General features: G+C 70.2%; 8 protein-coding genes. 6 read left to right on the top strand and 2 right to left on the bottom strand.

Annotated features, from left to right (window positions below):
* Positions 1-181 precede the first annotated feature (181 nt).
* Positions 182-400, top strand: a complete 219-nt coding sequence (locus KIK09_RS34955; RefSeq protein ID WP_214323717.1) for a hypothetical protein — start codon at positions 182-184, stop codon at positions 398-400.
* Between the two features lie 94 nt (positions 401-494).
* On the opposite strand, the gene KIK09_RS34960 is transcribed toward KIK09_RS34955, so the two are convergent.
* The gene (locus KIK09_RS34960; RefSeq protein WP_214323718.1) at positions 495-1,946 is read right to left on the bottom strand and encodes a GH25 family lysozyme; all 1,452 of its coding nucleotides are present in this window, start codon (positions 1,944-1,946) and stop codon (positions 495-497) included.
* A gap of 74 nt (positions 1,947-2,020) precedes the next feature.
* Positions 2,021-3,367, bottom strand: coding sequence for a CHAP domain-containing protein (locus tag KIK09_RS34965; protein ID WP_214323719.1), 1,347 nt, complete (start codon positions 3,365-3,367; stop codon positions 2,021-2,023).
* 128 nt (positions 3,368-3,495) lie between these two features.
* Between KIK09_RS34965 and KIK09_RS34970 the strand changes: the two genes are divergently transcribed.
* From KIK09_RS34970 to KIK09_RS34990, 5 genes are all read left to right on the top strand, one after another.
* Positions 3,496-6,504: an AfsR/SARP family transcriptional regulator gene (locus KIK09_RS34970; protein WP_214323720.1), complete on the top strand. Its 3,009-nt coding sequence runs from the start codon at positions 3,496-3,498 to the stop codon at positions 6,502-6,504.
* A 103-nt stretch (positions 6,505-6,607) separates the two neighbouring features.
* Positions 6,608-7,264 carry a M15 family metallopeptidase gene (locus tag KIK09_RS34975; protein ID WP_214323721.1) on the top strand — a complete coding sequence of 219 codons (657 nt, stop codon included), beginning with the start codon at positions 6,608-6,610 and terminating at the stop codon, positions 7,262-7,264.
* 656 nt (positions 7,265-7,920) lie between these two features.
* A complete protein-coding gene (locus KIK09_RS34980) occupies positions 7,921-9,561 on the top strand; it encodes an NACHT domain-containing protein (RefSeq protein ID WP_214323722.1) in 1,641 nt (546 codons plus the stop codon).
* Positions 9,516-11,345: a hypothetical protein gene (locus tag KIK09_RS34985; protein ID WP_214323723.1), complete on the top strand. Its 1,830-nt coding sequence runs from the start codon at positions 9,516-9,518 to the stop codon at positions 11,343-11,345. The genes KIK09_RS34980 and KIK09_RS34985 overlap by 46 nt, the downstream gene beginning before the upstream one ends.
* Before the next feature lie 263 nt (positions 11,346-11,608).
* Positions 11,609-11,839: a LuxR C-terminal-related transcriptional regulator gene (locus tag KIK09_RS34990; protein WP_214323724.1), complete on the top strand. Its 231-nt coding sequence runs from the start codon at positions 11,609-11,611 to the stop codon at positions 11,837-11,839.
* Positions 11,840-12,318: the final 479 nt, after the last annotated feature.

Genomic DNA, 12,318 nt, shown 5'->3' on the forward strand with positions numbered 1-12,318 from the left:
CGATCATGCCCGCCAGAACAGGAACGCCAAACCCAGGTCAGCCCCAACGGCTGAGGCACCCACAGGCCCAGGGCGCGCTCCCCGCCGTCGAGACGGGGCCGCCTGCTGGGCCTGCTCGGCCGCCGCACCCGCTACGGGGCCGACCCCGCGTTGCCCTCACTGGAGCTGGCCGCCAATCAGGGTGCGCAGACCGAGGTATGGACGCGCTCACTTCCTGGCCGCCTTCCTCCCGAGGGAGGGCGAGCGGGCCCAGCGTCTGCACACCGACGCCGTCGTGCTGGACACCGACATCACCACATGGGCCGGCGCGCGGGGCGTGATCCCCGAGGTGGCCGCCCGCGCGAAGAAGCGCGGTTCGACCTCGCTGACCGGGCCTGCCGGAGCCTCCACCAGTTCCTGACCTGGGAGACCTGATCGGCTCGGCGACGCCGGTGGGGCGTGCCGCCTGCCGACGGCACGCCCCACGCGCGATCCGGATCACCGGCGGCTACCCGTCAGCGGACGATGCCCTGGGTGTCAATGTGGTTGCCGTCCCAGTCGCCGGTGATGGGCAGGTCGGAGGCGTCGCCGTAGCCGATGGAGGTGGTGGTTTCGGTGCCGCTGGTCACAGGGCTGGTGCGCATGTAGAAGGTGTTGCCCATACGGACCCCGACGTTGTCCTTGCCGTCGCCGTCCCAGTCGCCCACCAGAGGGGCGGCACCGGGGTCGCCGTAGCGGAAGGTGTAGGAGGCCTGTCCGGTCTGGGGCGTGTTGGACAGGTAGAAGGTGCCGTTGGTCGGGCTGTAGGCGCTGGGGGTGTCCTTGCCGTCACCATCCCAGTCACCGATGACGGGAATCATGTCAGCGTCACCGTAGGCGACGGAGGTGGTGGTTTCGGTGGCGCTGGTGACGGGGCTGGTACGCATGTAGAAGGTGTTGCCCATGCGGACCCCGACGTTGTCCTTGCCATCGCCGTCCCAGTCGCCGACCAAGGGGGCGGCACCGGGGTCGCCGTAGCGGAAGGTGTAGGAGGCCTGCCCGGTTTCGGGGGTGTTGGACAGGTAGAAGGTGGCGGTGGTGGGGTCGAAGCTGCTGACGGTGTCCTTGCCGTCGCCGTCCCAGTCACCGCGGATGGGGATCATGGGGCTGTTGCCGTACGCGATGACCGGGCGGGTGGCCACACTCGAGCTCTGACTGTCGGACAGGTAGAACTCCAGGACGCCGAGATTCGACGAACCGGCGAAGGCGGCCAGGTCGGCCAGGCTGCCGTTGAACACCGTCGGCGAGCCCGGAAGGGTGCTGGAGGAGCCGGCGTACTGCCAGGCGGTGAAGCGTGACCAGCCCGCGGGCAAGGCTCCCGGGGACCCGCTGTAGTTGGAGGTCTCCAGAGGGTTGGCCGAGAACGACTTGTTGCTCCCCGTGCACTGGTTCCACCAGTTGGGATTGGTGTAGATGGCCGCTTCCCGGCCGGTCTGCGCCTTGACCTCGTTCACGAAGTCGCGAATCCAGGTGACCATCTGAGTGGTGGATAACCCGTAGCAGGGATACATCGGGGCGGACGTCGTCCACCAGGGCCACTCGATGTCGAGTTGCAGTGGGAGGGTCTTGCCGTCGTTGACGTACTGGGCATGGGAGATCAGCCAGTCCGCCTGGGCCTTTCCGGTGTTCACGCCTTTGTCCGGGCGGCCGAAGGCGTAGGCCCCGATGTAGACGCCGTTGGCCTTGGCATTGTGGTAGTTGGCGTTGTACGTCGCATCGACGAAGTCGAGGCCCTCAGTGGCCTTCGCCCAGCCGAACTTGACGCCCTTGGCCGCCGTCTGCGCCCAGTCGATCGTTCCGGCGTGGTTGGAGACGTCGGTGCCGCCGACCGTGTACCCCGCCGGGACGGCGGCCTGCGCCGGCTGCACCCCCAGGGCGATCGCCGATACGAAAGCGGCCACTCCGGCCATGACACGGACGGCCCGCATGGATCTGATCATGAGATTTCTCCGGTTCCAGCGGGGGCGGGATTCCTGTCCGCCCCCGGTGTTGAGGGGTTGGGTCAGCGGACGATGCCCTGGGTGTCAATGTGGTTGCCGTCCCAGTCGCCGGTGATGGGCAGGTCGGAGGCGTCGCCGTAGCCGATGGAGGTGGTGGTTTCGGTGCCGCTGGTCACAGGGCTGGTGCGCATGTAGAAGGTGTTGCCCATACGGACCCCGACGTTGTCCTTGCCGTCGCCGTCCCAGTCGCCCACCAGAGGGGCGGCACCGGGGTCGCCGTAGCGGAAGGTGTAGGAGGCCTGTCCGGTCTGGGGCGTGTTGGACAGGTAGAAGGTGCCGTTGGTCGGGCTGTAGGCGCTGGGGGTGTCCTTGCCGTCACCATCCCAGTCACCGATGACGGGAATCATGTCAGCGTCACCGTAGGCGACGGAGGTGGTGGTTTCGGTGGCGCTGGTGACGGGGCTGGTACGCATGTAGAAGGTGTTGCCCATGCGGACCCCGACGTTGTCCTTGCCATCGCCGTCCCAGTCGCCGACCAAGGGGGCGGCACCGGGGTCGCCGTAGCGGAAGGTGTAGGAGGCCTGCCCGGTTTCGGGGGTGTTGGACAGGTAGAAGGTGGCGGTGGTGGGGTCGAAGCTGCTGACGGTGTCCTTGCCGTCGCCGTCCCAGTCACCGCGGATGGGGATCATGGGGCTGTTGCCGTACGCGATGACCGGGCGGGTGGCCACACTCGAGCTCTGACTGTCGGACAGGTAGAACTCCAGGACGCCGAGATTCGGCGAACCGCCATCGATGCCGACCGGTGAGGAGTAGCCGACGATGTCGATATCCGATCGCGGGTAGCTGTGGGCCTTGATCGCGTCGCCGCTGTTGCCCTCGATCGTGTAGACGGTGCTCGCGTTGGACGAGGTGACGATGCCGACGTGGTCGATGTCCCCGCTCTGGTCCCAGTCGAACACCAGCGCGTCCCCGGGCTGAGGGGTGTAACCGCTGGAGCGGGCGTGCCAGGTGCCGTGCGTGGTCCCGTAGTCCTTGAAGGAGGAGGCCCAGCCGGTCAGGATGCCCCCGTTGGTCTCGGCCACGTCCGCGTAGCGCACCCCGGCGGTCTTCCAGACGTACTTGGAGAAGTCGGCGCACCAGTCGCTGTTGCGGAACTGCACGCCGTCCCCCGTACCGCAGCCGGAGGCCGACTTCCACGTGCGGAAGACCCCTGTGTAGTAGTTGCACCCGCTACCCATGGGGTTCTCCTTGTTGCGGGCCGCCTTGCCGGCTTCCGCCTGCGCGACCGAGACGATCGTGTCCCGGCTCGCCGCGGAGGCCGGGGCGGAGACGATCGCCTGCAGCCCGACCACCGAGACCGTCGCCGACAGCAGGCAGGTGGTGGCGCGCTTGGCCGTCGAGTTCTTCATGACTTCCCTCTCGCTTGCGTTGCTTGACGAGACCGAGAGTGGTCGGGGTCTCTCCAAACGGGCTGCAATAGCGCTGTACCGGTCCGTACTGGCATGATCGGTGCGGGCGCGAAAACTGGGAGAATCACATGGAGTTACGGCTCCTGGGACCGGTGGAAGTGTGGAACGGGGAGCGGCAGGTGCTCCTCGGGGGCGTCAAGCCGCAGTCGCTGCTGGCCGCTCTCCTGCTGGAGGCGGGCCGCGTCGTCACAGTCGACAGGCTGATCGAGGCGATCTGGGAGGACGATCCGCCGACGACCGCCCGCGGTGTGCTGCAGACCTACGTCGCCTCGCTGCGAAGAGCCTTCACCGGCGCGGGGCTGCCCGACGTCATCGTCTCCCACCGGCTCGGCTACCTGGCCGAGATCGCCCCTGACGTCCTGGACCGGGACCTCTTCCAGCGGCTCGTCACCCATGGCAGGCAGTCCGCCCAGCAGGGGCGGCACGAGGAGGCGGGCGAGACCTTCCGTACGGCTCTGCGACTCTGGCGCGGTGAGGCCCTGGGCGGGATCGGTGGCGCGTACCTGCGCGCGGAAGCCGTACGGCTGGAAGAACTGAGACTGGCGGTCACCGAGGAGCGGATCGCCGCGGACCTCGCGACCGGGCAGGACGAGCGGCTCATCGACGAGCTGGTCGAGCTGGTCGCGCTGCACCCGGCGCGCGAGCGGCTGCGCCGCGACCTCATGGTGGCCCTGTACCGGGTGGGCAGGCAGGCCGACGCGCTGGCCGTCTACCAGAAGGGCCGCCAGGTGCTGATCGAGGAGATGGGCGTCGAGCCCGGGCCCGAGCTGCGTCAGGCGCAGGAGGCCATCCTGCGTTCGGACCCCGCGCTGGCCAGGCCGGTCAAGGCCGCGCCCCGCATGCCGCGCCAGCTGCCCTCCCCGGTGCCCGATTTCACCGGGCGCGAGAAGGAGATCGTGGCGCTGCGTGACCATCTCACCGGCTCCGGCGCCACGCCGATCTGTGTCATCTCCGGCCAGGGCGGCGTCGGGAAGTCCACCCTGGCACTGCGTACGGCACACGAGATCGCGCACCACTATCCCGACGGGCAACTCCACGTCGAGCTGCGCGGCACAACAGGCACGCCGGCCGGTGCCGAGGAGATGCTCGGGCGGCTACTGCGCGAGCTTGAGCCCATCGGCACGCCGCTCCCGATCACGCTGGAGGAGCGCGCCAGCCGCTACCGGACGCTGCTGGCCGACCGGCGCCGGCTGATCGTGCTGGACGACGCCGCCTCGGAGGCTCAGATTCGCCCGCTGCTGCCGGGCAGCGAGGGCTGCGCGGTGATCGTCACCTCCAGGAACCGGCTCGCCGGGCTGTCCGGCGCCATGCTCGTCGACCTCGGCATGCTGCCGCCCGAAGCGGGCATCGACCTGCTCATCCGCATCGCGGGCAAGGAGCGGATCACCGGCGACCCGGAGGCGGCGGTGCGCATCGTCCGCCAGTGCGGTGGCCTGCCGCTCGCGCTGAGGGTTGCGGGCGCGCGCCTGGCCTCGCGGCGCCGCTGGTCGGCCCGGCGGCTGGCCGACCGGCTCGCCGACGAGCAGCACCGGCTCGACGAGCTTGCCGCCGGTGACCTGGAGGTACGCGCCAGCATCGCCCTCAGCTACGACATGCTCTCCGCCCGGGAGAAGCGGGTGCTGCGCCGGCTGGGCCTGCTCGGGCTGCCGAGCTTCCCCCTCTGGGTGGCCGCGACCGCCGTGGACATCGGCCCGCGCGAGGCCGACCAGCTGCTGGAGCAGCTCGTGGACACCTCGCTGGTCGACGAGGTGGACCCCGACGAGACCGGTCAGGCCCGTTACCGGCTCCACGACCTGGTCAGGCTGTTCGCCGGCGAGCGCGCCCGGGCCGAGGAAGGGGCCCAGGAGCTGACGGCGATGACCAGAAGGGTGCTGGGCGGCTGGCTGTGGCTGGTCGAGCAGGTCAGCAAGGTCGTCCCGACCGGGGCCGTTCCCATGCGCGTCACCCCCGGGCTGCCGCACCCGGTGGGGGAAGATGCGGCTCGCCCTGCGCTGGCCGACCCGCGGGGCTGGTTCCGAAGCGAGGAGGAATCGCTGATCGCCGCCGTCGAGCTGGCCGCCTCGATGGACCTCGACCAGCTCGCCGTCGACCTCGCCTCCGCGCTGTCCTTGGTGGCCCTCGGGAGCAGCCAGTACGTCGTCGACGACCCGTTCACCTCCTGGCACCGCACCCACGAGGCGGCGCTGGCCGCGGCGCGCCGCACCGGCAACGTGCTCGGTGAGGCGAGCCTGCTGGCGGGCCTGGGACAGCTCTACTACGAGCGGGACTTCTACAGTGAGTCCCGCCAGTACCTCAGCCAGGCGCTTTCGCTGTTCCGCGAGGCCGCGGACGTACGGGGAGAGGCCTCCACTCTGGCCGCCCTCGGCGCGGCGTGCCGCGAACAGGGCTACCTGGCCGAGGCGCTGCACTTTCTCGGCGAGGCCGAACCGCTCTGGGAGCGCCTGGCCGACACCGCCGCCATCGCCCACGTCAAACGGCTGACCGGCACGGTACGCCTCGAACGCGGCGACTACGCCGCTGCCTGGACCGACTTCACCACGGCGCTGACCCTCTACCAGGAGGCCGGCAGCCAGCGCGGCGCCGGACTGACCCTGCGCAACATGTCGCTGCACCACCGCGCCAGAGGCGAGTACGACCTGGCCGAGAAGGTGTGCGAGCAGGCGCTGGAGATCTTCCGGCAGCTCGGCGACCGGCTCATGGTCGCCTACTGCTCCCGTTCGCTGGCCAAGGTCAGGTTCCGGCTCGGCGCGCACGAGCAGGCCCGGCGTCTGCTGGAGGAGGCGCTCGGCGTCACCCGGACACTCCACGACCGCTGGGGCGAGGCCTGCACCCTGCGTACCCGCGGCGAGCTCAACCTGGCCGAGGGCCGCCTCTACCAGGCCAAGGCCGATCTGGAGGAGTCCGCGCGGCTGTGGGAGGCGCTGCGCCTGGGCCTGTTCCGGGCCCGTACCCTGCGGGACCTGGCGCTGGTCCACGAGGCCCTCGGCGATGACGCCACCGCCCGTACGACCCGGGCCGAGGCGCTGGAGGTGTTCCGGCTGCACGGCGCCCGCGAGTACGAGGAGATGTCCCAGTAAAAGGCCGTTTCAGAGGTATTACAGCGGTCTTGGATCCCGCTGGTGAACCATGGCGACGGCACGCCTCATGTGGAGTGTCCATGGTTCACAACGGAGGGCTTCCATGCCAAAGATCGTGCTCCTGTCCGACCCGCGGATCGCCGCGGTTTCCGTCAAGGAGTGCGGGGAACCGCTCGTGGACCTGCGCACCGTGGAGGCCATCCGCGTCGATCCGAGGCTGGCCGACCGCGAGGGGGCCTACGCGCACGTACGGCTGAGCGTGGCCGACCGGCTGGTGGTCGCGCAGACCCGGCTGCCCCGGGAGCTGCGCCTGCTGATCATCGAGGGGTACCGTCGGGTGGGATTGCAGCAGCAGTACTTCGACTCATCGGTCACCCGTCACCGCGGCGCGCACCCAGGCTGGGACGAGAACCGCGTTCGCGTCGAGGCCAGCAGATACGTCTCCCCGCCCAACGTGGCCCCCCACGTCACCGGCGGCGCGGTCGACCTGACCCTGTGCACCTCCACCGGCGCCGAACTGCCGATGGGCACGCCGGTCAACGCCACCCCGCCGGAGGACGGCGAGGCCTGCTACACCGCCTCGACCGCAATCTCCGCGGAGGCCACGGCGAACCGGCGCATCCTGGGCACCGCCATGACCTCCACCGGCTTCGTCAACTACCCGACCGAGTGGTGGCATTGGTCCTTCGGCGAGCGCTATTGGGCCTTCACCACGAGCGCTCACCACGCGCTGTACGGCCCCTGGGAGTTGCCGTCCTGAATCGGGTGGCGCTGCGCCGCTGTAACTCTCCGCAGGACGCGGCCGAGGTCGTTGCCGTCGCCATCGTCGGACTCCTGATCATGCGTACGGCTCCCGCCATTCACACGTGTTCAGGTGCGGTGCACGACGACACCTCGGACACTGCACCTGCCCCGGCCGGGTGCGGAAGCCGCGGTCACTGACCCGTCAGGGCAAACGACCCGCGGCCTCGGACCTGGTTCGGCGCAAGTTCACCGCGCCCGCTCCGGACGTGCTGTGGTGCGGCGATGTGACGCAGATCGACACCGACGAGGGCAAGCTCTATCTGGCCACGGTTGTTCTCCCGCCGGCTGCTCGGCTAAGGCATGTCCGAACACCACGACGCCGCATTGACCAGCGCCTCCCTGCAGATGGCTGTGTCCACCCGCGGCGGCGACGTGGACGGGGTGATCTTCCATTCGGACCGCGGCTCGGCCGCTACAAGGAGCTGTGCCGGCGTCTGGGCGTGGCGCAGTCGATGGGCCGGGTTGGCTGCACGCTCGACAATGCAGCCGCCGAGGCCTTCACCGGACAGGAATCTCACGGCTCGGGGTCGCGCCGCCAGCTCCTGGTGCGGGGGTGCCGTTCGCGGAGGTCCGGGTTGTTACGGTCCGCCCTGCTGACGCGACTATGTGGGTATGAGGCTGCGGGCCGGGCTGTGGTGGGTGGCGTCGGTGGTGATGCCGGTTGCCGTTGCCGTGGCGGGTAACCAGATACTCAACGACGGCATCTGGAGCGGGCCCTGGATCGCCATCGCTCTGGGGCTGGCAGGGGCCGGTGCCGTGGTGGCGCAGCGGGCGAGCCGCCCGCCACAGGCACCGACATCACTGGACGCGGTGGCCGCGCGGCTGGCCGGGGAGGTGCACAGGCAGTGGATGGCCGAGGCGGCCTGGCGTCGCGTTCAGCCGGTGCCTTTACAGGTGCGCTGGTCGAGCACCGGACGGCCGGTCGCGGCCGGGCGGGAGGTGGTGATCGACGACGACAGCGGCGCTAGCTGGGAGCTGCTGCCGCTGACGGGAACGGCGGAGGAGACGATCGCCGCCTTTCGTGCCCTGCCACATCGGCAGCTGGTCGTGCTGGGCGAGCCGGGGGCGGGCAAGAGCGTGCTGGCGATGCTGCTCACCCTGGGTCTGCTGAAGGAGGCCGCGGCGGGCGGGCCCGTACCGGTGCTGCTCCCGATCTCCTCGTGGAACCCCGCACTGGAGCCGGTCGAGGCGTTCGTGATCCGGCGCTTGGGTGAGGACTACAACTTTCTGACCGTACGGGACGGCGACGGCCCGGCCTGGGCGCGGGGGCTGGTCGAGGCGGGCAGGGTGCTGCCGGTGCTCGACGGGCTGGACGAGTTGCCGGTGGCGGCGCACGTACGGGCGGTGGAGGAGCTGGACCTGCTGGCCGCGGCGGGCCGACCGCTGGTCGTCACCTGCAGGAGTGAGGAGTACGAGCAGGCGATCAGGACCGGCGGCCTGGTGCTGTCCAGGGCGGCGGTCGTCGAGATCGAGCCGGTGGGCGTCGAGGAGGCCATCGCCTTCCTGTCCCATCCGGCCCCGTCCCGCGCCCGCTGGCAGCCGGTGTTCGAGCACCTGCGCGCGCAGCCCGCCGGGGTGCTGGCCATGGTGTTGTCCACGCCTTTCATGGTCTGGCTGGCCCGTGCCGCCTTCCAGGCCACGAGCACCGATCCCGCCCGGCTGATCGCGATGACCGATCGGAGCGAGATCGCGGCTACGCTCATGGACGGGTTCGTCGCCGCTGAATACCGAAGCCGCCCGGCCGGGGCTCTGCGCCGCTACCGGCCGGAGCGCGCGGCGCGCTGGCTGGGGCGACTGGCCTACCAGCTGAGGGAGACCCTCCTGCGCGACTGGTGGTGGTGGCACCTGGCGGTCAATCCCAACCCCAAGTACCCCGATCTTGCCGAGACCGGGCGGGCGATGGTGGCCATGCTCGTGGCCGGGGCGGGCCTGGTGGCGGCGGTGGGCGGTTTCGCTGGTCTGCGGGCGGCGCTGGCGGGGTGTCTGGCGATCGGGTTCGCCGCCGCCCGGACGTTCCGCCCGTTATGGCCGGACACGTACCCGCCGTACGTACGGTGGCGCTATCGCACGGCGCGGGCCGACCGCACCCGCAGGCGAAGGCGCGCGGCCCTGTTCGGGATCGTGTTCGGCCTGGCCGCGGGGTTCGTGGCGGACGCGTGGGCGGCGGCGTTGATCGCCGTGCCCGCCGCCGCGCTGGCCACCGTCGTGTGCCGTGGGCGGCTGCGCGTACCGAACATCCCACACCTCGGCTGACCTTCCGCGCCAACCACCGCAACGCTGTCCTGGCCGCCACGCGGCACGCGCTGATCGGCGGCCCGGCCTTCGCGCTCGGGGCCCTGGTGACCGGCCCGCCCGGACGGGTGGCCGCCGTGTCGGGGGCCGCGGCACTGGTGTACGCGGGCGCCGCGGCCTTCGGCGCCGGATGGTGGACCTGGACCAGGTTCCGGATCATCCACCTGTTCCTGGCGGCCCGCGGCAAGCTGCCCTGGCGGTTGTGGGCCTTCGTCGAGGACGCGCACCTGCGCCAGGTGCTGCGCCAGGCCGGATCCGCCTGGCAATTCCGGCACGCCCTGCTCCAGGACCACCTCGCCGACGCCTACTACCTCGATCACCTGGGCGGCCGCGCCAAGCTGGGAGGTCCGCGGGCCCGGCTCGAGCTGGCGCGGCTCCTGGGCGAGCGGGGCCGCATCGACGAACTGCGCGCCCGCGCGGATCAGGGCGATGGCTTCGCCCGCAGTGCCCTGGTCGGCCTCTTGCGGGAGCAGGGCAAGATCGGCGAGGCCATGGCCATCCTGCGGGAGCAGGCCGACGCGGACAACCTGCACGCCGCCTACGGCCTGGCCTCGCTGCTGGCCGAACAAGGGCTCATGTCCGAGTTGCACGCCAGGGCCGAAGCCGGTGACCTGTTCGCGCCCCAGGAGCTGGCGAACCTGCTGGAGGCACAGGGTCGGCTGGACGAGCTGCGAGCCCTGGCCGACGCCGGCGTCGAGTACGCCGCGTCCGCGCTGGGCAGACTACTCGCCGCGACAGGGCGGCACGAGGAACTGCGCACGCGCGCCGAGGCGGGCGAAGGGGGCGCGGTCGCCGCCCTGGCGAAGGTGCTGGCGGAGCAGGGGCGGGTCGAGGAGTTGCGCGCCCTGTCCGAAGCCGGCTGGCGCATGGTCGATCGTCTGCTGGCCGACGCGCTGGCCGCGCAGGACCGCGTCGAGGAGGCCGCCGCTGTCCTGCGGGCACGCGCCGACGACGGCCATCGGGATGCAGCCGACCAGCTGATCGAGTTGCTGATCGAGCGGGGCCGGATCCAGGCGCTGATGCCGGTCCTGGCGGAGTACGCGGACCCGAGAGGCCCGGAGGCCAACATCGCGACGGCCGAGCGGATGGCCGCACTGGGACATGTCGAAGAGGCGATCGCGTTCCTGGACGCCCGCATCGAGGCCGGTGACCAGTTGGTCGCCCTGAGCCTGGCCGGCCTGCTCGCCGCCCAGGGACGCGTCGACGAGGCGATCGTCGTCCTGCGGACCCGTGCGCACCGCTGGAACGATGTCGCGGCGGACAGCCAGCTGACCCGCCTGCTCGCCGAGCACGGACGCATCGAAGAGCTGCAGGCCCAGTCAGACGCGGGAAGCTGGAGCGCCACGGCCAAACTGGTCGACCTGCTGGTCGAGCAGGGACGGACCGAGGACGCGATGGAGATCCTTCGAGGTGTCATCGCGAGGGGCGGGATCGCGCCCTTCATCTGGCAACCGGTGAACCGGCTGGTCGAGCTGCTGATCGGTGCCGGACGTCTCGATGAGGCATTGGCGCTGCTGCGCAGGCGGGCCGATGCCGACGACCCGTACGCCTCGCGGGAGCTCGCCCGGCTCCTGGGCCTGGAGGGCAATGCCGATGAACTGCGGGCACGTGCCGCGGCGGGAGACGCGTCCGCCGCGTCCGAGCTGGCCAGGGTTCTGGACGAGCAAGGGCTGACGCATGAGTTGCGGGCGCGGGCCGACGCCGGAGACCCGTACGCGGCCCGGCGCCTGGGCCGCATGTCCTGAGCGGAGCATTTCCTCATGTAGTCAATCAACCCGCACGAAATTCACCGCGAAAGCCCGAGGCTGGTGATCAGCGTGCTGGAGGTTCCGCAGGACTTTCCTGGACCTGTCTTGGCGGGCAACCTGATGGAAGCCGACTTCGCGGGTCTGCCCGGTCGCCGTGATACGCGAGACTAGGGACTTTGTGAAGTGGAACTCGCGCGACCCCTCCGGCCGATCTCTCAGCGCTCTACGCGATTCTCCCGTCGAGGGTCTCTACCGACCCTGTGTCGGACCCGGACAGCGACCTTCCCCTGACAAACCGTGAACTGGCCGTCCTCGACCTCATGACCAAGGGACTCATCTCGACGGCGATCGCGCACCGCCTGGGCATCTCCGCCCGTACCGTCGGCAAGCACATCGAAAACATCTATCGGAAGCTCGGGACCAACGATCGTGTGAGCACCGTCCTCCGCCACCGGTCCGAATTCTCGACTGACCCGAAAATCGGAGCGTAGGACCGTAGCCGGGGATATGGCAGCGAACCCCTGCATGCTCCGATACGCATAGGTCGGCTCTGCGGCTTGTACGGACTTCGGACTGCGCCGTGACGCGCTGCGATTCGAGAGGAGGTGAGAGACCTGGTGCCGGGGAGGGTGGGAGCAGCCCTGACAAAGCCGGGATGTCTCAGTACTGCCGGATGGTGCGGGTCCGGTGAGCAGGGTGGAGAGGAGTACGCGAGGAAGCGTCCCTCAAAAGTACACCGGCTCGAACCTGGCGGATCAGGGCCGGAGGCGGTGCGCACCTGCCAGCGCGACGCCGGACATGGTCAAGGCGCTGCCGGCTCCATCAGGTTGCGGACTCAGCAGCAGCGGTTGTTGCTACTGGCGGGCGTGGCGGTTGCCACCATCACCGCACCGGCAAGACCGGCCGACATAAGAGCCGCGATAACGGCGGCGACGACACGACGACGCATGGGCCTTCTCCTTTGGGTTCG

Origin of the sequence: Nonomuraea sediminis (genome assembly GCF_018531495.1) — a bacterium.
In the GTDB taxonomy this organism is placed as follows: domain Bacteria; phylum Actinomycetota; class Actinomycetes; order Streptosporangiales; family Streptosporangiaceae; genus Nonomuraea; species Nonomuraea sediminis.